Annotated in this window: 12 protein-coding genes and 2 tRNA genes; 4 read left to right on the forward strand and 10 right to left on the reverse strand. The window is 67.4% G+C overall.

Annotation, left to right across the window (positions count from 1 at the left end; translation table 11 throughout):
• The 4 genes from lptC to Y958_RS01630 form a co-directional block, all read right to left on the reverse strand.
• Complete coding sequence (lptC, locus tag Y958_RS01615) at window positions 1-813, reverse strand: LPS export ABC transporter periplasmic protein LptC (RefSeq protein ID WP_145727979.1); 813 nt, start codon at window positions 811-813, stop codon at window positions 1-3.
• Between the two features lie 216 nt (window positions 814-1029).
• Window positions 1030-1641, reverse strand: coding sequence for a ribonuclease D (locus Y958_RS01620; RefSeq protein ID WP_040850048.1), 612 nt, complete (start codon window positions 1639-1641; stop codon window positions 1030-1032).
• Between the two features lie 147 nt (window positions 1642-1788).
• Window positions 1789-1875, reverse strand: a tRNA-Leu gene (locus Y958_RS01625).
• 301 nt (window positions 1876-2176) lie between these two features.
• A tRNA-Leu gene (locus tag Y958_RS01630) sits at window positions 2177-2263 on the reverse strand.
• A 309-nt stretch (window positions 2264-2572) separates the two neighbouring features.
• Here Y958_RS01630 and Y958_RS01635 point away from each other — a divergent pair.
• Complete coding sequence (locus Y958_RS01635; protein WP_050898708.1) at window positions 2573-3577, forward strand: complex I NDUFA9 subunit family protein; 1005 nt, start codon at window positions 2573-2575, stop codon at window positions 3575-3577.
• Window positions 3578-3728: 151 nt separating this feature from the next.
• Here Y958_RS01635 and Y958_RS01640 read toward each other — a convergent pair whose 3' ends face one another.
• Entirely contained in the window at window positions 3729-4544 is an 816-nt protein-coding gene (locus tag Y958_RS01640; RefSeq protein ID WP_088870645.1) for an undecaprenyl-diphosphate phosphatase, read from the reverse strand.
• A gap of 453 nt (window positions 4545-4997) precedes the next feature.
• Between Y958_RS01640 and Y958_RS01645 the strand changes: the two genes are divergently transcribed.
• Window positions 4998-6446, forward strand: coding sequence for an NAD(P)-dependent oxidoreductase (locus tag Y958_RS01645; RefSeq protein ID WP_088870646.1), 1449 nt, complete (start codon window positions 4998-5000; stop codon window positions 6444-6446).
• Window positions 6447-6467: 21 nt separating this feature from the next.
• Window positions 6468-11039, forward strand: coding sequence for a glutamate synthase large subunit (gene gltB / locus Y958_RS01650; protein WP_088870647.1), 4572 nt, complete (start codon window positions 6468-6470; stop codon window positions 11037-11039).
• Between the two features lie 173 nt (window positions 11040-11212).
• On the opposite strand, the gene Y958_RS01655 is transcribed toward gltB, so the two are convergent.
• The 4 genes from Y958_RS01655 to glpK all read right to left on the reverse strand — a co-directional run bounded on the left by Y958_RS01655 (window position 11213) and on the right by glpK (window position 16238).
• Window positions 11213-12256, reverse strand: a complete 1044-nt coding sequence (locus Y958_RS01655) for a retroviral-like aspartic protease family protein (RefSeq protein WP_186291216.1) — start codon at window positions 12254-12256, stop codon at window positions 11213-11215.
• Between the two features lie 110 nt (window positions 12257-12366).
• Window positions 12367-13443, reverse strand: coding sequence for a retropepsin-like aspartic protease family protein (locus Y958_RS01660; RefSeq protein WP_186291217.1), 1077 nt, complete (start codon window positions 13441-13443; stop codon window positions 12367-12369).
• A 90-nt stretch (window positions 13444-13533) separates the two neighbouring features.
• Entirely contained in the window at window positions 13534-14550 is a 1017-nt protein-coding gene (locus Y958_RS01665; RefSeq protein ID WP_186291218.1) for a retroviral-like aspartic protease family protein, read from the reverse strand.
• A gap of 200 nt (window positions 14551-14750) precedes the next feature.
• Complete coding sequence (gene glpK, locus Y958_RS01670; RefSeq protein ID WP_088870651.1) at window positions 14751-16238, reverse strand: glycerol kinase GlpK; 1488 nt, start codon at window positions 16236-16238, stop codon at window positions 14751-14753.
• 711 nt (window positions 16239-16949) lie between these two features.
• On the opposite strand from glpK, the gene Y958_RS01675 reads away from it, so the two are divergent.
• The gene (locus Y958_RS01675; RefSeq protein WP_244909329.1) at window positions 16950-17663 is read left to right on the forward strand and encodes a M48 family metallopeptidase; all 714 of its coding nucleotides are present in this window, start codon (window positions 16950-16952) and stop codon (window positions 17661-17663) included.
• 156 nt (window positions 17664-17819) lie between these two features.
• On the opposite strand, the gene Y958_RS01680 is transcribed toward Y958_RS01675, so the two are convergent.
• On the reverse strand, window positions 17820-19010 hold the full coding sequence (locus tag Y958_RS01680; RefSeq protein ID WP_088870653.1) for a phosphoglycerate kinase: 1191 nt from the start codon (window positions 19008-19010) through the stop codon (window positions 17820-17822).
• Window positions 19011-19046 lie beyond the last annotated feature (36 nt).

The following is a 19046-nucleotide window of genomic DNA, read 5'->3' on the forward strand; positions in this document are numbered from 1 at the left end:
TCAAGGTTTCTTGCCTCCGGGCCGCGACGGTGCCGTGGTGGGGGGGGCCATGGTGGGGGGAGCGGGGAACGGGCCGGCAGGCGCGGCGCCGTCGGCGTGGTGCTCCTTCTCCACCAGGCGCAGGCGCGCCTTGCCGGTGAAGACGATGGTGCTGCCCTTGTCGGTCATGCGGAAGCCGCCGGCGTCGATGTCGCCGAACGGGCCCTGGCCAGCCACGCGCGCGTTGCCCCAGGCGATGTTCTTGCTGGTGTCCACTTCCGCCTTGTCGGTGGTGAACTCATAGCCGTGGTCGTGAAACAGCGTGACCCTCCCCTCCAGCGTCAGGTGGCCAGACTGCTTGTCGTACCGCCCGGTGTCCCCATTCAGGGTCACCCACTGCCCATTCTTTAGCGTGATCTCCGCCTCGGGCGAAACAAGATCGATCAGGTTGTCCTGATTGCTTTCCTGCATGGCTCGGTCGGCACGTACTTCCACGGGCCGGTCGGTCTTGTCCGTTCCCAGGAAATGGGCGTCCAGCATTTCCAGCTGGCCGGTGCCGGGATCGGCGGGGCGGGGGTTGGTGGTTTCCTTGATCAGGGGCCACAGCGCGATGGCGGCGATGGTCAAGCCGGCCAGGGTGGGCAATACCACCTTGGCCTGGTTGACGCGACGGGTGTGCCGGGCGCTGGCGCCCCGCCCCCGGTGCTCCTGGCCGCGCTGGTCCGGGGCACGGCCGGAAGGCGGCGCGGAACCGGCCGGGGGTGCCGGCTGCCGAATCCCGCCCGCGTCGCCGTTGTCGGCGCCGGGGTTTTCTGAAGGGGGGGGCAGGGTCATGGTTCCACGGGGTTTGGCCACCAATTGTGGCGCAGGCATGTCCGGCGGCCACCGCCACCGGTTGAGGCCCAATCTAACTGAGCCGGGATTCCACGGTCAAATCGTCATGCGCCGTCCCTTTTTCCAGGGGGACGGCGCGCCACCCACCCATGCGGCGCGCCCGCGCGGGGTGGGGAGAAGGGGAAAGCGGCCCGCACCTGCCCCCCAAGGGGTGTCCTAGTGGGCGAAAATATCCGGCTCGTCCCAGCCGCTCAGGTCCAGCAGGGCGCGGTGCGGCAGGAAGCGGAAGCAGGCCTCGGCCAACTCGGTGCGGCCTTCGCGGGCCAGCACGGCGTCGAACTTCGCCTTGATATCATGCAGGTACAGCACGTCGGAGGCGGCGTACTTCAGCTGCTCGGCCGTCAGCTCCTCCGCACCCCAGTCGGACGACTGCTGCTGCTTGGACAGCTCCACGCCCAGCAGGTCGCGGCACAGATCCTTCAGGCCATGGCGGTCGGTGTAGGTACGCACCAGCTTGGACGCGATCTTGGTGCAGTAGACCGGGGCGGTCACGACGCCCAGGTACTGGTTCAGCACGGCGATATCGAAGCGGGCGAAGTGGAACAGTTTCAGCTGCGCCGGATTGGTCAGCAGGCGCTTCAGGTTGGGGGCGTCGTACTGGCCCTGGCGCAGTTGCACCAGGTGGCAGCGGCCGTCGCCGGACGACAGCTGGATCAGGCACAGGCGGTCGCGGTGGGGGTTCAGGCCCATGGTTTCGGTGTCGATGGCCACCACCGGGCCCAGGTCCAGGCCGTCGGGCAAATCGCCGTCATAAAGATCGATGGGCATCAAACCGGTCCTTCATGCTGGAGGGGCTGCCGAGGAAGGCCCGCCGGCGCCAGGGGTGCTCCGCGAAAGCGAACCCCAGAAACGCCGCGGGCCGCCGGCGTTCCATCGGAACATCGGCGGCCCTGCGACCTTAAACCCGCGCTGAATTGGTGCCCAGGAGAAGACTCGAACTTCCACGACATCTCTGCCACAGGTACCTGAAACCTGCGCGTCTACCAATTCCGCCACCTGGGCAGCGCGGGCCGCCTAAGTACGATTATGGCCGGGGCCTGTCAACACCCTTCTTTGGGCGCCTTTGAATTTTTTTGACGGTGGCGCCAGGCGCCGGGCCAAGCACCGGAGTGGCCCCACGCACGACGCGATCGCACCCGGCAAGGACGAGGTGTTGGGGGGAGGCGACCTGGCAGGTATTCGATGGGGCAGGTATTCGATGGGAAAGATGGGGGCGATGGACGCGTCAGCAGGCCCCAGAAACGCCGCGGGCCGCCGGTTCCATTTGGAACACGGCGGCCCTGCGTTGAACCCGCGCTGTAATTGGTGCCCAGGAGAAGACTCGAACTTCCACGACATCTCTGCCACAGGTACCTGAAACCTGCGCGTCTACCAATTCCGCCACCTGGGCAGCGCGGGCCGCCTAAGTACGATTATGGCCGGGGCCTGTCAATACTCTTCTTTTGGCTTTTTTCGTTTTTGGGGAAGGCATACGGGAAGGGGCGTCCGGTGTCCCGCCTCGCCCGCCCACGCACGTGCATGGGCGCGTCCTCCTCCTTGCATTTCAGGCCTTGGCCAAGCGCCTAGCCCTGGCCCGCGGGCTTCGCTATAAGCTTGGGTCTCCGGCCGCCGCCGGCCCCGATCACTGCCCGCATGCGGGTATGGTCGGAACCAACAGGTCTGGCGGGTCATTCGTTTAGTGGGCAGAGGGTCTAAGAGGATGGGCACTAGCATTCGTATCGCCACCGTGTTCGGCGGGGCCGGCTTCATCGGCCGCCATGTCATCCGGCGCCTGGCCAAGACGGGCTGCGTCATCCGCGTGCCCGCCCGCCACCCGGGCGAGGCCGCCTTCCTCAAGATGAACGGCGCCGTGGGCCAGATCGTCCCCATGGCCGTGGACATCGCCGACGACGCCTCCGTCGCCCGCGCCATCCAGGGCGCCGACATCGTCATCAACCTGATGGGCATCCTGGCCGAGAGCGGACGCCAGCGCTTCGACCTAGTGCATGCCGAGGCCGCCGGCCGCATCGCCCGCCTGGCCAAGGGGGCCGATGTCGCCCGGCTGGTGCACGTCTCCGCCCTGGGCGCCGACGCCAATTCCCGCTCCGCCTACGCCCGCAGCAAGGCGGCGGGGGAGCAGGCGGTCCGCGCCGTGTTCCCCGAGGCGACCATCCTACGCCCCAGCGTCGTCTTCGGGCCTGAGGACAATTTCTTCAACCGCTTCGCCGGGATGGCCAAGACGCTGCCCTTCGTCCCGCTGATCGGCGGCGGCGCCACCCGCTTCCAGCCCGTCTATGTCGGTGACGTGGCCGATGCCATCATCAACGCCGTGACCCGCGCCGGCGCCGAGGGCAAGACCTTCGAGCTGGGCGGCCCCCGCGCCTACAGTTTCCGCGAGCTGATCCAACTGGTCCTGGACCTGACCGGCCGTAAGACCCGCCTGGTGTCCCTACCCTGGGGCCTGGCCAGCCTGCAGGCCGCCTTTCTGGAGATGGTGCCCGGCAAGCCGCTGACCCGCGACCAGGTGACCCTGCTGAAGAGCGACAACGTCCTGTCCGGTAAGCTGCCGGGCCTGGCCGACCTCGGTGTCGCGCCCACCGCCGCCGAGGTGATCCTGCCGACCTACCTGGATCGCTTCCAGCTGGCCGGCCGTTACGACAGCCATCGCCAGGGTCCGTCCCTGCCGGTGCTGACCAAGATCGACGCCCACGGCACGCATTACTGAGAGATTCCCTCAGGCGCCGGGCGCGGACGCAGTCGCATCCTGCAGCGGCACGAGCGAAGGCTCATGCTGCTGGTAGAGATCTAAATGGAAAGGGCGCCTTCCCGGCCGGGAGGCGCCCTTTTCGTTGACCGATTCGGGATCGGCGCGCTTCTTAAATATAGATCATTCCCAGCACGACGGCGCCCAAGGCCCAGCAATAGAAGGCGAAGGGCCGCATCGCGTCGATCTCGTTGCGCTTGAACCAGCGCATCAGCGCCCAGACGGCGACCAGGGCGCAAACGCCTGATACGGCGCCGCCCACCAGCGCGCTCTGGATCACGTCGCCCTCCGCCTGGCGCAGCATCTTGGGCACCACCAACAGGCTGGCGCCGGCGATGATGGGGGTGGCCAGCAGCATGGAGAAGCGCGCCGCCTCCTCATGTTTCAGGCCGGCCCAGAAGCCCGCCACCATGCTGGCGCCGGACCGGGAGAAGCCGGGGATCAAGGCCAGGGACTGGGCCAGACCGATCAGCAGGGCCTGGACGAAGCTGAGGTCGGCCAGCGTGCGCTCGCCCCGGCCGCGCAGCCGCTCGCCAAAAAACAGCAGGAAGCCGTTCACGATCAGGAAGATTGCGGCGTTGAACGGGTCGCTGAAGGCGGCGCGCAGCACCTTCTCGAAGGCCAGGCCCAGGATGGCGGCGGGGATGGTGCCTACCACCAGCAGGGCCAGCACGCGGCGGTCCGGGCCCCCCTTGACCACGCCCGCCAGCAGGTTGACCCAGTCGCGCCAGAAGAACACCAGCAGGGCCGCCGCCGTGCCCAGGTGCAGCATCACCAGATAGGGCAGGAAGTGTTCCTTAAGGAAGGCCTGGTCCAGACCCCAGCCCAGCAGGAAGGGCGTCAGCACCCCGTGGGCGACGCTGCTGATGGGGAAAAGCTCGGTGATGCCCTGGATGATCGCGAAGATCAGGGTCTGCAAAAAAGACATGGCGCCTCAACGTCTAGGGGCGATTGGCGGCCGGACGGGACCCGGCCGCTGGATGGCAGCCTGCTTATAGCAGCGGTCGCGCCGGGCGGCGACAGCCGCTTGGGAATGCGGATGCCGTAGCGTGACAAGGATTCTCATTCTATGTCTCCATGTAAATCAATGGGATATAGGGATATGGTAAACGAATGTGTATTATATATCGCGGATGCGAATGGGGCAGTCACCGCTTTTCCACACCTGAGTCACGTGCTCGATGCACAATAGGACAGTTAAGCTGACCTAACGTGAAAAAGTGCTGGAGCGGTGGGGCGTAACGACTTATATGAACTCGGCGCACCCGCTTGTGCGCAAGCCCATGACCCGGCGGCCTTCCGCTGCGGCGCGGGCGAGACGGGGAACATCTCCGCCGGCCACCGCACGGGCCGTCGGGGCAGAGCACGAAGGATCAAGGCCATGGCGCAGAAGCAGCAGATGCTCCAGTTCGTCCACACGGACCAGCAGATGCCTGACAAACGCGAGCCCGCGCTGCGCCGTCGGGATTTCGATGAAATCTACGCCCGTTTTGCGGACGACCAGGCGGCCACCCAGGCCTCGCGCTGCTCCCAGTGCGGCGTGCCCTTCTGCCAGGTGCATTGTCCCGTCTCTAACAATATCCCCGACTGGCTGAAGCTGACCGCCGAGGGCCGCCTGGAAGAGGCCTATGAGGTCTCGCAGGCCACCAACAATTTCCCCGAGATCTGCGGCCGCATCTGCCCGCAGGACCGGCTGTGCGAGGGCAACTGCACCATCGAGCAGTCGACCCACGGCACCGTCACCATCGGCGCCGTCGAGAAGTACATCACCGACACCGCCTGGGAACGCGGCTGGGTGAAGCCGGCCGCCCCGGTGCGCGAGCGGCCGCAGAGCGTCGGCATCATCGGCGCCGGCCCCGCCGGCCTGGCCGCCGCCGACCAGCTGCGCCGCAAGGGCTATCAGGTGCATGTCTACGACCGTTACGATCGCGTGGGCGGCCTGCTGATCTACGGCATCCCCGGCTTCAAGCTGGAGAAGGAGGTGGTCGAGCGCCGGGCCAAGCTGCTGGCCGACGCCGGCGTCGTCTTCCATTTGGGCTTCGAGGTCGGCCGCCACGCCACGCTGGGCCAGCTGCGCGTGCAGCACGACGCCATCCTGATCGCCACTGGCGTCTACAAGGCGCGTGAGCTGGAAGGCCCGGGCAGCGGCGTGGACAGCATCGTCCCGGCGCTGGACTACCTGACTGCCAGCAACCGCACCGGCCTGGGCGACACGGTGGTGGATTTCGAGAACGGCCGCCTGAACGCCAAGGGTAAGAACGTCGTCGTCATCGGCGGCGGCGACACCGCCATGGACTGCGTGCGCACCGCCATCCGCCAGGGCGCCAAGTCGGTGAAGTGCCTGTACCGCCGCAACCGCGCCAACATGCCGGGCAGCCAGCGCGAGGTGGCCCATGCTGAGGAAGAGGGCGTGGAGTTCGTGTGGCAGGCAGCCCCGGACGCTTTCCTGGGCGACCGCCAGGTGACGGGCGTGCGCGCCCACCGCATGCACATGGGCGTGGCCGACGCCTCCGGCCGGCAGACGCCGCAGCCCATCGAGGGCTCCGCCTTCACGCTGGAGGCCGACCTGGTGATCAAGGCCCTGGGCTTCGATCCCGAGCCGCTGCCCACCCTGTTCGGCGAGCCGGGCCTGAAGGTCAGCCGCTGGGGCACCGTCATGGCCGACCCGCGCACCCTGATGACCAATCTGGAGGGCGTGTTCGCCGCCGGCGACATCGTGCGCGGCGCCTCGCTGGTCGTCTGGGGCATCCGCGACGGCCGCGACGCCGCCGCCGGCATCCATAACTATATCGCTGCACGCGCCGCCACCGCGCCGCTGGCCGCCGAGTAAGGGGGATTTGAGATGAGCGAGATGATCGAGAACGGCCGCCCCCTTTCCGTTTCCAATGGAACCGAGACTGGCGCCGAGTTCGTCGAGCGCTACCGCGCCAGCGCCGCCCGCCTGGAAGCGGCGCACGTCTGGTCGCCGGAGATGGAGCATGACGCCTGCGGCGTGGGCTTCGTCGCGGCCATCGACGGCAAGCCCCGCCGCTCCGTCGTGGAGAAGGCGGTGGAGGCGCTCAGCGCCCTGTGGCATCGCGGTGCCGTCGACGCCGATGGCAAGACCGGCGATGGCGCCGGCATCCACCTGCAGATCCCGCAGAGCTTCTTCCGCGAGCATGTGGCCCGCAGCGGCCATCTGCCGCCCGACGGCCTGATCTCGGTCGGCCAGGTCTTCCTGCCCCGCACCGACATGGAGGCGCAGGAGCGCTGCCGCTGCATCGTCGAGACGGAAATCCTGAAGTTCGGTTACACCATCTACGGCTGGCGCCAAGTCCCCATCAACATCGAGATCATCGGCGAGAAGGCCAACGCCACCCGCCCCGAGATCGAGCAGATCATGGTGGGCAACCCGCGCAACATCCCGGAAGATCAGCTGGAGCGTGACCTCTACGTCATCCGCCGCCGCATCGAGAAGGCGGTGAAGGCGGAAAGCATCAGCGACTTCTACATCTGCACGCTGTCCTGCCGCTCCATCATCTACAAGGGCATGTTCCTGGCGGAACAGCTGACGTCCTTCTACCCGGACCTGCTGGACGAGCGCTTCGAATCCAACTTCGCCATCTACCACCAGCGCTATTCCACCAACACCTTCCCCACCTGGTGGCTGGCCCAGCCCTTCCGCATGTTGGCGCACAACGGCGAGGTCAACACGCTGCGCGGCAACGTCAACTGGATGAAGGCGCACGAGACCCGCATGGGTCACGAGATCTTCGGCAACCTGATCGAGGACGTGAAGCCCATCATCCCCGCCGGCGGGTCGGACAGCGCCTGCCTGGACGCCGTGTTCGAGGTGCTGGTGCGCTCCGGCCGCTCCGCCCCCATGGTCAAGACCATGCTGGTGCCGGAGGCCTGGTCCGACCGCGAGACCATGCCGCAGAACCACCGCGACCTGTACAGCTACGCCAACGCGGTGATGGAGCCGTGGGACGGCCCGGCGGCCCTGGCCATGTATGACGGCCGCTGGGTCGTGGGCGGCATGGACCGCAACGGCCTGCGCCCCATGCGCTACGTCGTCACCGGCGACGGCCTGCTGATCGCCGGTTCCGAGACGGGCATGACCAAGGTCGAGGAATATACGGTGCAGGAAAAGGGCCGCCTCGGGCCCGGGCAGATGATCGCCTTGGACCTGGCCGAAGGCCGCCTCTACAAGGACCGCGAGATCAAGGACACCCTGGCCGCCGGCAAGCCCTACGGCAGCTGGGTGCGCCACATCACGGTGCTGGACGACCTGGTGAAGGGGGCGCCCGCCGCCACGGCCGAGCTCAGCCGCGACCAGTTGCGCCGCCGCCAGGTGGCCTACGGCATCTCCATGGAGGATGTGGAGACCATCCTGCACCCCATGGTGGAGGACGCGAAGGAGGCCGTGGGCTCCATGGGCGACGACAGCCCCCTGGCCGTTCTGTCCGACCGCTACCGGGGCCTGCACCACTATTTCCGCCAGAACTTCAGCCAGGTCACCAACCCGCCCATTGACAGCCTGCGGGAGCAGCGGGTGATGAGCCTGAAGACAAGGCTGGGCAACCTGGGCAACATCCTGGACGAGGATGACAGCCAGACCCGCCTGCTGCAGCTGGAAACCCCCGTCCTGACGACGGCGGAATTCACCGCCATGCGCCGCTACATGGGCGATACGGCGGCGGAGATCGACTGCACCTTCGATCCCGAAGGCGGCGAGTTCGCCATGACCGACGCCTTGCGCCGCGTGCGGCAGGAGGCGGAGGACGCCGTGCGCGGCGGCGCCACCCACCTGATCCTGACGGACGAGGCCATGGGCCCGGGCCGTGCCGCCCTGCCCATGATCCTGGTGACGGGTGCCGTCCATACCCACCTGATCCGCCAGCAGCTGCGCACCTTCACCTCGGTGAACGTGCGGGCGGGCGAGTGCCTGGACGTGCACTACGTCGCCGTCCTGATCGGCGTGGGCGCCACCACGGTCAACGCCTACCTGGCGCAGGAGGCCATCGCCGACCGCCAGCGGCGCGGCCTGTTCGGCGACATGCCCCTGGAAAAATGCCTGGAGCGGTACAAGAAGGCCATCAATGAAGGCCTGCTGAAGATCATGTCCAAGATGGGCATCTCCATCGTCTCCAGCTATCGCGGCGGCCTGAACTTCGAGGCGGTGGGCCTGTCCCGTTCGCTGGTGGCCGAGCACTTCCCCGGCATGATCAGCCGCATCTCCGGCCTGGGCCTTGTCGGCATCCAGAAGGACGTGCTGGAACAGCATGCGCTGGCCTGGAACGAGGAGGTCGTGGCCCTGCCCATCGGCGGCTTCTACAAGTTCCGCAAGGGCGGCGACCGCCACGCCTGGGAAGGCGGCCTGATCCACCTACTGCAGCAGGCGGTGTCCAACGACAGCTATTCCACCTTCAAGCGCTACTCCGAAGGCGTGCACAAGCGCCCGCCCCTGCAGCTGCGCGACCTGCTGGACTTCCGCCCCTCCAAGGGCAAGGTCTCGGTGGACGAGGTGGAAAGCATCACCGCCATCCGCAAGCGCTTCATCACCCCGGCCATGTCGCTGGGCGCCCTCAGTCCCGAGGCGCACGGCACGCTGAACGTTGCCATGAACCGCATCGGCGCCAAGTCCGACAGCGGCGAGGGTGGCGAGGACCCGGCGCGCTTCAAGCCGGACGCCAACGGCGACAACTGGAACTCAGCCATCAAGCAGGTGGCGTCGGGCCGCTTCGGCGTCACCGCCGAGTACCTGAACCAGTGCCGCGAGATCGAGATCAAGGTGGCCCAGGGCGCCAAGCCCGGCGAGGGCGGGCAGCTGCCCGGCTTCAAGGTGACGGAACTGATCGCCCGCCTGCGCCACAGCACGCCCGGCGTCATGCTGATCAGCCCGCCACCGCACCACGACATCTATTCGATCGAGGATCTGGCGCAGCTGATCTACGACCTGAAGCAGATCAACCCGGACGCCAAGGTCTGCGTGAAGCTGGTCAGCCGCTCAGGCATCGGCACCATCGCCGCCGGCGTGGCCAAGGCCGGCGCCGACGTCATCCTGGTGTCGGGGAATGTCGGCGGCACCGGCGCCTCGCCCCAGACCAGCGTGAAGTTCGCCGGCCTGCCGTGGGAAATGGGCCTCAGCGAGGTGCAGCAGGTGCTGACGCTGAACCGCCTGCGGCATCGCGTCACCCTGCGCACCGACGGCGGCCTGAAGACCGGCCGCGACATCGTCATGGCGGCGATGCTGGGTGCCGAGGAGTTCGGCGTGGGCACCGCCAGCCTGATCGCCATGGGCTGCATCATGGTCCGCCAGTGCCACAGCAACACCTGCCCGGTGGGCGTGTGCGTGCAGGATGAAAGCCTGCGGCAGAAGTTCGTGGGCACCCCGGAAAAGGTGGTGAACCTGTTCAGCTTCATGGCGGAAGAGGTGCGCGAGATCCTGGCCAGCCTGGGCTTCCGCACCCTGCGTGAGGTCATCGGGCGCACCGACCTGCTGCACCAGGTCAGCCGCGGCGCCGTCCACCTGGACGACCTGGACCTGAACCCGCTGCTGGCCCAGGCCGACCCCGCCGGCGACAGCGCGCGGTACTGCACTCAGGTGGGCCGCAACGAGGTGCCGGACACGCTGGACGCCCAGATGATCCGCGACGCCCGCCAGCTGTTCGACGATGGCGAGAAGATGCAGCTGGCCTACAACGTCCAGAACACGCACCGCGCCATCGGCACCCGGATGTCGGCGATGATCACCCGCAAGTTCGGGATGAGCGGCCTGCAGCCCGGCCATTGCACAGTGCGGCTGCGCGGTTCCGCCGGCCAGTCTTTGGGCGCCTTCGCCGTCCAGGGCCTGACCCTGGAGGTGTTCGGCGACGCCAACGACTATGTCGGCAAGGGCCTGTCGGGCGGCACCATCATCGTCCGGCCCATGACGGCCACGCCGCTGAAGTCGAACGAGAACACCATCATCGGCAACACGGTGCTGTATGGGGCCACGGCGGGCAAGCTGTTCGCCGCCGGCCAGGCGGGTGAGCGCTTCGCCGTCCGCAACTCCGGCGCCACGGTGGTGGTGGAGGGCTGCGGCTCCAACGGCTGCGAGTACATGACCGGCGGCATGGTGGTCATCCTGGGCGGCGTCGGCGACAACTTCGCGGCCGGCATGACCGGCGGCATGGCCTTCGTCTATGATCCAACGGGCACCCTGCCACTGCACATCAACCCCGACAGCGTCATCTTCCAGCGCATCGAGGTCCAGCATTACGAGGACATGCTGGTGTCCCTGATCGAGGAGCATGTGGCGCGGACGCAGAGCCGCTGGGCCATGACCCTGCTGAACGACTGGCCGCTGGTGCGCGGCCATTTCTGGCAGATCGTGCCCAAGGAGATGCTGCACCGCCTGGCGGTGCCTGTCGTCCCGCCGCAGGCGCTCAGCGCCGAGTAACCTTTTCCACTCTCGGACGCCCCGGTTTCGACCGGGGCATCTTCCGTGAAGGGAGCCCCACGAAGAGGGACGAAGGAGAGGGGGCAAGGGGGTGCCGGCCGGCACCCGCCACCGCCCTCCGGAAAACGCGACCGCCGCCGGGAGGCATTCCGGTGGCGGTTTTTGTTTGTGGATCAGTTGGTGCCGTCGCCGCTCGCCGCGCGCTTCAGGGCGGGGCCGGTTACCTGAAAGACGGGGCCGCCATTGTAGGTGAAATACAGCCTGTTTTGGCTGTGGGCGATCAGCACGTGGTGGGCTTTCAGGAAGTCCGCGCCCAGCAGCATTTCCGGCCGATTCTGAGCGTTGTCGATGGCGAGGCGGGACCCAGCTTCGGTGTAGGTGCCCATGCCGAACAGGTCGGCGAAACGCAGCTTGGCGTGCTTGATCGTCTCATCCCCCAGGGTGAAGCCGTCGAAGACGCCGACCCAATCCTGCACGCCCTTGGCGCCGATGCCTTGGGCCTTTTCACCCATGACCACGCCGGGTGTTTCCGGGGTGACCCCGGCGCGCGCCGCCGCTTGCAGGGAGAGGACGGAATAACTGGCGCCACTGTCCAGGATGGCCCGGACCGGCTGTCCGGCCACCGTCACGTCCAAAGTGATCTTGGGATTCTGCGGGTTCACGGGACGCATGTCGGCGGTCATCGCCGCATCCGACCAGAAGCCCAGGAAAGCGGTCTCGCACCCGCGTGGCTGGTAGAGGTTGATGACGCCGTGGGCCAAGTCGAATTCCACGTCGAACTTGCGGAACACGTCCTCACCCAGCAGGCCCACCACGTCGGCGCGGCCGATGCCACGCTCCCCCGACAGGGTCAAGGGCATGTCGGTGACCGTATGCTGGCCCAGGGTGAAAGTGGGGATACGGGTGGTCTGGATGTCACTGCGCCCGCCCACGCCGCTCAGCGTGCCGTTGCGGCCGCTGAAGGCTGGAAGCCCCAACTCCTCCGCCTTGTTGCGCAGGATCATGCTGAGCGAGGCGCCGGTGTCGACCAGGAAATAGACGGGATGGCCGTTGACCTCCACCTTCACCAGCGGCTGGTTGCCGTCCATGACCACCGGTAGGCTGTCCGACTTGACCATCTGGCAGGTGTCGGCGGCCCAGGCGCCCGTCGTCCCGCCGATCATGGAAAGGACCACAAAGGCGACCCCGGCAAGCAAGGCCCGCGACCGCGTGCGCATCTCTTCCCCCCTTTCCCGCCCAGCCATGATCGTTCGCATTCATGCACATTGAGGAGTGCACGCAAACGGTGTGGGGATCAAGCGCCGCGACGGGAAACGGGCCGCCGCCGCTATTGCCCTTGGGCCTTCGTTGGGGCGGCGGCGGACGGCTCCGTCTCCTCGTCCGCTTTGGCGCCGCGGGACACGGCGGTCAGCGCCGGGCCCACCACCTGGAACACCGGCCCGCCCTGGTAAGTGAAATAGACCTTGCGCTGGCTGGACGCGATATAGACGCGGTGGCTGCGCAGGAAGTCCGCCCCCAGATACATGTCCGTGTCACCGTAGGAGGTGCTCAGGCGGCTGCCGACATAGGTTGTGCCCACGCGATTGTAGAGGTCGGTCACGCGCAGTTTGGCATGGCGGATGGTCTCATCGCCGATGCTGAAGCTGTCGAAGGTGCCGATATGGGTTTCGACGGAATAGCCGTTGGCGCCTTGCAGGTTCCCGGCTTTCGCGGCATCACCGGCGATGACGTCGATGCCCACGCGCCGGGCCACGCCCTCATCCAGCACGGTGATGCTGGCGCCGCTGTCCAGTTCGGCGTGCACGGTCTGGCCGTTGACCAGCACGGGAACGCGGATGCGGGAGCGGTTGCCGCGCACATCGTCCATGTCGGTGACGTTGTAGCTGTTCGACCAATAGGCCAGGACGTCGTTGTCGCACTTTTCCGGCTTGAACAGGTTCAGCAGGTTGTGGGCCAGGTCGAATTCCATGTCGTAGCGCTCCAGCAGGTCCATGCCCAGGGCGCCGACGGCATTGTCCCCCAAGGACCCATAGCCGCCGACATAGACCCGGACATCGCGGCCATGCCAGGTGCCCAGTTCCAGGCTGTCCATGGTGGTCTGCAACAGGCGGCTGGTTCCGTCGATGCCGATCATCTCGCCTTGCGCATCCACCGCCTTCAGCCCCAAGGGGGCCAGCGACGACCGGGTCAGCACTGACATCCAGGCACCGGTATCGACCAGCATGCGCGCGGGCTTGCCGTTGATGGCCACACGGGCCAGCAGGATGTTGCCGTCCATCTCCAGGGGAATGGCCGCGACCTGGGCCAGTTTGCAGGAAGAGGCCGCCTGGGCGGGGGCGGAAGGGAGGACGGCCAGCGCCATCAGGGTGAGTGCCGACACACCCGCACTAATTTTCGTTTTCATCACCTGAACCCCCATGATGTCCCCGTTTTTTGTCCGACTTTTGTTCGCGTTGCCGTGACTAGGTGTCCCCCGTCCCGCGCCGGCCAGCGTTCATTCGCTTTGATGCTCGGCCGCCGGGGCGATGGGTGCCGCTGCGGCGGGGGGCGGCGCGTCCGTCTGGAACACCGGGCCGCCCACATAGCTGAAGTAGAGCTTATGCTGGCTATGGGCGATCAGCACATGGTGGCTGCGCAGGAAGTCGGCGCCCAGCAGCATTTGCATTCCGGCCACCGTGGTCGCATCCCGCGCGTTGAAAGAGTCGAAACCACTGCGCAGAAGGCCGAAGCGCATCTTCGGATGCCGAATGGTCTCGTCGCCCAGGGTGAAGCTGTCGAAAGTTCCAACCCAGGTGGAGACGGCCTTGCCGTTGACGCCACCACTGGGCGCCACCGGTCTGGCGTCGGGCGAGGCCGGTGTCATTCCCAGCCGTTGCGCAGCATCCAGGGTAAGCACCGAGAAATAAGCGCCGGTGTCCAGCAAGGCCTGTATAGGGGTGCCATTGATCTGCAAATCGACGATGACCTGCGGCAGGAAGGATGTCATGGGGCGGAAACTCGCCACGGAGTAGCTGCCCTGCCACGTCATCAGGTCGGCATCGCCGCAATTATGGGGAGTATACAGCACAACCCGGCTGTGGGCGAAATCCAGCTCGACATCATAATGGCTGAAGAAGCGCTCCCCCAATACGCCAACGACATCGGGGTGACCCAAATTGTCCCCTTGGCCGGCGATGGTCATGGGCACGTCGCTGGCGCTGCTGCCGTTCAGGGTCAGCGTCTTGATGACGGTGTCGTTGATGTCGCTTTTGCCGTCCACGCCATAGGCATAGCCCTTCAGCCGGCCTTTCGGCAGGTTCAATCGCTTGGCCGCACCTTGCAGGATAAAGCTGTCGTTGGCGCCGGTGTCGATCAGGAATTTGACGGGCGTTCCATTAATCTCGCCGGGGATAAGGGGCTGGTTGCCTTCCATGACGACGGGGACGATCCACCGGTCCAGGGTGCATTGCGCGTCCGCGGCTTGGGCGGTGACGCCTTCCGGGGGCAGCGCCAGACCCAGTGCCCCCGCCATGGCCACTCCTGTAAAGGTCGCCATGCGCATCAAAAAACGACTCAAAACCCGCCCCCACCTTGCTGAGAATGGCCGGACCCCCGCCCATGCCGGCTTCGCCCCAGGGCTGGCGCGGCGCCATCGAATGCATTGATTGTGTAAGAATCTGCTCGAGAATTTGCACGCATAGCGATAATCCGCGACGAAACGTCGCATATGGATCAAGCGCTACGTACCCGCCCGACCGCCCGTTTCCAGCCGTCGTACAGGCGCTCCCGCGCCGCCGGGTCGGCGGCGGGCTCGAACCGCCGTTCTTCCCGCCACAGGGTGGATATCGTGTCCAGGCTGGGGAACAGGCCCGCCGCCAGGCCGGCCAGGAAGGCGGCGCCCAGGGCCGTGGTCTCCGTCACCGCCGGCCGCTCGACCGTCAGGTCCAGCTGGTCGGCCAGGAACTGCATCAGCCAGTCGTTGGCGACCATACCGCCATCCACGCGCAGGGCGGTCAGGGCGCAGCCGCTGTCGGCCGCCATGGCGTCCATCAGGTCGCGCGTCTGGTAGCAGACGGACTCCAGGGCCGCACGCACGATGTGGCTGATGCCGCTGTCGCGCGTCAGGCCCAGGATGGCGCCGCGCGCGTCGGGGTCCCAATAAGGCGCGCCCAGGCCGGTGAAGGCCGGCACCAGGTAGACGCCGCCGGTATCGGCCAGCGCCTCGGCATGGCCCTGGCTGGACGCCGCGTCGGGGATCAGCTTCAGCCCGTCGCGCAGCCACTGCACCGCCGCCCCGGCCACGAAGATCGACCCCTCCAGCGCGTAGCTGGCGCGGCCGTCCAGGCGATAGGCCAAGGTGGTCAGTAGGCGGTGGTTGGACGGGCGCGGCGTGTCGCCGATGTTCATCAGGGCGAAACAGCCGGTGCCGTAGGTGCTCTTGATCATGCCGGGGCCCAGGCAGGCCTGGCCGATGGCGGCCGCCTGCTGGTCGCCCGCCATGCCCAGCACGGGCACGGGCCGGCCCAGCAGGTCGGCGGTGGCGATGCCGAAGGCGCCGGCATTGTCCAGCACCCGGGGCAGGACGGCCGCCGGGATACCGAACAGGCGCAGCAGCTCCGGGTCCCAGTCCAGGGTCTGCAGGTTGAACAGCAGGGTGCGGGCGGCGTTGGTGGCATCGGTCGCGTGGACCTCGCCGCCTGTCAGGCGCCACAGCAGGAAGCAGTCTATGGTGCCGAAGGCGAGATCCCCCGCCTCGGCCCGCGCGCGGGCGCCGGGAACGGTGTCCAGGATCCAGGCCAGCTTGGTGGCGGAGAAATAGGGGTCCAGCAGCAGGCCGGTGCGCTGGCGCACCAGGGTCTCCGCCCCCTCCCGCCGCAGGGCCTGGCACAGGCCGGCGGTGCGGCGGTCCTGCCAGACGATGGCGGGGTGCAGCGCCTCCCCCGTCCGCCGGTCCCACACCAGCGTGGTCTCGCGCTGGTTGGTGATGCCGATGGCGGCCACGCGGGCGGCATCCACACCGGCCTTGTCAACCACACCCCGGCAGACCGCCACCGTGTCGCGCCAGATGTCCTCCGGATCATGCTCCACCTGGCCGTCGGCGGGGTAATGCTGCGGCAGCTCGCGCTGGGCCGTGGCCAAGGGCCGGCCGGTGGCGTCGAACAGGATGGCGCGGGTGGAGGTGGTACCCTGGTCGATGGCCAGGATCAGGTCGGCGGGCATGGCGGGCCCCTCCCTTAGGGTCTTGTTATCGCGGCGTTCGGCCGCCGGGCGCAGTACGCCGACCGTGCGTCCCGGGCGCGGACCTGTCAACGGCGGGCCGGAAAAAGCTATCCAGAAGGGGGGCGAAAAGTCCCGCGTAATGGGGTTGACGCGGAACTGTAACAGGCGCACCATCTGACTTACCGAAGCACTCAGGAGGCCTCAGAACCCAGATTAGCCCACCAGATCAGGTAAATCGTCGAATGCACGCAGTATTCGATGTGTTGCCCGTAACCAGGAGGGTGTGTCAAACCATGACTCCACCGGCGCGTACTGTATGAGCTGTGTGACAGCTCCACACATATAGCGATTGCTGATGCCGGTTACTGACCGGTGTATCGCTCGATGGATTATCTGAGCTTCGCTGAAGCCAACAGAACCCCCGTTGCCCTGACCGGCACGGGGGTTCGCTTTTGTGGGGTCCAGCTTGCCGCACCAACGACCCCATTTCCCCGAAATCCGACCCGCCCGTGCTGCCGTGCGCCTTGAAATGGCGCATATGGGGGTGCGTCCGGTGCTCATACCCCTTATATAGAGATGAGCGGTGGGCCATTGGTTTGGCCGCCAAGGGATGTCGAGAGGCCGGGACCAATGGGGTTGATGGGCCTGTTGCGCGGCATGGGGCTGACGGCCCCGAAAAAGCCCGCACCGAAAACCAGGACGAAGGCGCGGGTGGCGCCAACCACGGTGTCGCAATTGCGCGTGGCCGGCATAGCCCAGCCGGTGGAGGTGCGGCGCAGCCCGCGCGCCCGGCGCCTCTCGCTGAAGGTCGACGGCGCCACCGACACCGTGCGCGTGACGGTTCCACCGCGCGTGGGTGATGCCGAGGTCGCGGGCTTCGTCGGCCGCCACCTGGATTGGGTGAATGCCCGTTTAGCGGCCCTGCCGCCGCGTCAGCCCTTCATCGACGGCATGGCGGTGCCCCTGCTGGGCCGGTCGGCCGTGATCCGTCACGACCCCGGCCGCCGGGGCGGCGCCCGTCTGGTCGAGGGACCGGCCGGCCTGGACCTGTACGTGGGCGGGGAGGCGGAATTTCTGAACCGCCGCGCCACCGATTTCCTGAAGGCGGAGGCGCGGCGCCACCTGTCGGCCCTGACGGCGGAAACGGCCGCCCGCGCCGACTTGCGCGCCACCGCCGTTTCCGTGCGCGACACCCGCAGCCGCTGGGGCAGCTGCTCCGCCACCGGCCGCATCAGCTATTCCTGGCGCCTGATCCTGGCCCCGCCGCAGATCGTCCACTACGTCGTGGCGCACGAGGTGGCGCACCTGAAGGAAATGAATCACGGCCCGAAGTTCTGGGCCTTGTGCGCGGCGCTGGCCGGTGACGTGGACAAGCCGCGCGCCTGGCTGAAGGCGCACGGGGCGAAGTTGCACCGCTTTGGTTAATTTTATAGGGAAGGGGTGTTCAACCCGCCAGCGGCATGAGATCGCCTCATGCCGCTGTAGGACGCAACCGCGTCCGCCGGAGCTTTTTGGGGAGCGTCAGCGGACTGAAAAGCGAGGAAGCCTAGGCGGCGGATGCCGCCGCCCGGCGATTGAGGGTTACTCTTCCAAAGCCTTCACGCCCGGCAGCTCCTTGCCTTCCAGCCATTCCAGGAAGGCGCCGCCGGCGGTGGAGATGTAGCTGAAGGCGTCGGCCACGCCGGCATGCTCCAGGGCGGCCACGGTGTCACCGCCGCCGGCCACGGACAGGACGGTGCCGGCTTTGGTCAGGTCGGCCACGATCTTGGCCACGGCGTTGGTGGCGGCGTCGAAGGGCTCGATCTCGAAGGCGCCCATGGGGCCGTTCCACACCACCGTCTTGGCGGTGGCCAGCTTCTCGCCGTAATAGGCGACCGTGGCCGGGCCGGCGTCCAGGATCATCTCATCGGCCGCGATGTCGCCGGGGGCGGCGATGCGCGAGGGGGCGTGGGCCTTGAACTGCTTGGCCACCGCGCCGTCCTTGGGCAGCAGGATCTGGCAGCCGCCGGCTTCGGCCTTGGCCAGGATGGCGCGGGCCTGATCGGCCATGTCCTTCTCCGCCAGCGAGGCGCCGACGTCCACGCCCTGGGCGTAGAGAAAGGTGTTGGCCATGCCACCACCCAGCGCCAGGATGTCGACCTTGCCCACCAGGTTCAGCAGCAGGTCCAGCTTGGTGCTGATCTTGGCGCCGCCGACCACGGCCGCCACCGGCCGCTGCGGCTGGCCCAGGGCCTTGGACAGGGCCACCAGCTCCGCCTGCATCAGGCGGCCGGCCGCCGCGGGCAGCAAGCGGGCCAGCGCCTCGGTCGAGGCATGGGCGCGGTGGGCGGCGGAGAAGGCATCGTTGACGTAGATATCGCCCAGCTTGGCCAAATCGGCGGCGAAGGCGGGGTCGTTCTTTTCCTCACCGGCGTGGAAGCGCAGGTTCTCCAGCACCAGCACCTGGCCCTTTTCCAGGGCGCGGATGGCGTCCTGCGCCGGCTTGCCGATGCAGTCGCCGGCGAAGGCCACCGGGGCGCCCAGGGCGTCCGACAGGGCCGGCACCACCTGGCGCAGGGAGTTCTTCTCGTCAGGCCCGTTCTTGGGCCGGCCGAAATGCGACAGCACGACGACCTTGGCGCCCTTGGACGCCAGTTCCTTCAAGGTGGGGACCAGACGGACCAGGCGGGTGGCGTCCGTGACCTGGCCGTCCTGCACGGGGACGTTGAGGTCGGCGCGGACCAGCACGGTGCGGCTGGCGGGGGCGATATCGTCTAGGGTCTTGAAAGTCATGGCGTCGGTTCCCGGCCCGTATCAAGGTGGAATGGC

The organism is Nitrospirillum viridazoti CBAmc (assembly GCF_000730165.1).
Lineage (GTDB): Bacteria > Pseudomonadota > Alphaproteobacteria > Azospirillales > Azospirillaceae > Nitrospirillum > Nitrospirillum viridazoti.

Bases quoted from the DNA above. Each gene is read 5' to 3' on its own strand.
- Y958_RS01665 (WP_186291218.1), bottom strand. From the start codon at position 14,550: ATGGCGGGGGCACTGGGTCTGGCGCTGCCCCCGGAAGGCGTCACCGCC.
- Y958_RS01660 (WP_186291217.1), bottom strand. From the start codon at position 13,443: ATGAAAACGAAAATTAGTGCGGGTGTGTCGGCACTCACCCTGATGGCG.
- Y958_RS01645 (WP_088870646.1), top strand. From the start codon at position 4,998: ATGGCGCAGAAGCAGCAGATGCTCCAGTTCGTCCACACGGACCAGCAG.
- glpK (WP_088870651.1), bottom strand. From the start codon at position 16,238: ATGCCCGCCGACCTGATCCTGGCCATCGACCAGGGTACCACCTCCACC.
- lptC (WP_145727979.1), bottom strand. From the start codon at position 813: ATGACCCTGCCCCCCCCTTCAGAAAACCCCGGCGCCGACAACGGCGAC.
- gltB (WP_088870647.1), top strand. From the start codon at position 6,468: ATGATCGAGAACGGCCGCCCCCTTTCCGTTTCCAATGGAACCGAGACT.
- Y958_RS01620 (WP_040850048.1), bottom strand. From the start codon at position 1,641: ATGCCCATCGATCTTTATGACGGCGATTTGCCCGACGGCCTGGACCTG.
- Y958_RS01680 (WP_088870653.1), bottom strand. From the start codon at position 19,010: ATGACTTTCAAGACCCTAGACGATATCGCCCCCGCCAGCCGCACCGTG.
- Y958_RS01640 (WP_088870645.1), bottom strand. From the start codon at position 4,544: ATGTCTTTTTTGCAGACCCTGATCTTCGCGATCATCCAGGGCATCACC.
- Y958_RS01635 (WP_050898708.1), top strand. From the start codon at position 2,573: ATGGGCACTAGCATTCGTATCGCCACCGTGTTCGGCGGGGCCGGCTTC.
- Y958_RS01655 (WP_186291216.1), bottom strand. From the start codon at position 12,256: ATGCGCACGCGGTCGCGGGCCTTGCTTGCCGGGGTCGCCTTTGTGGTC.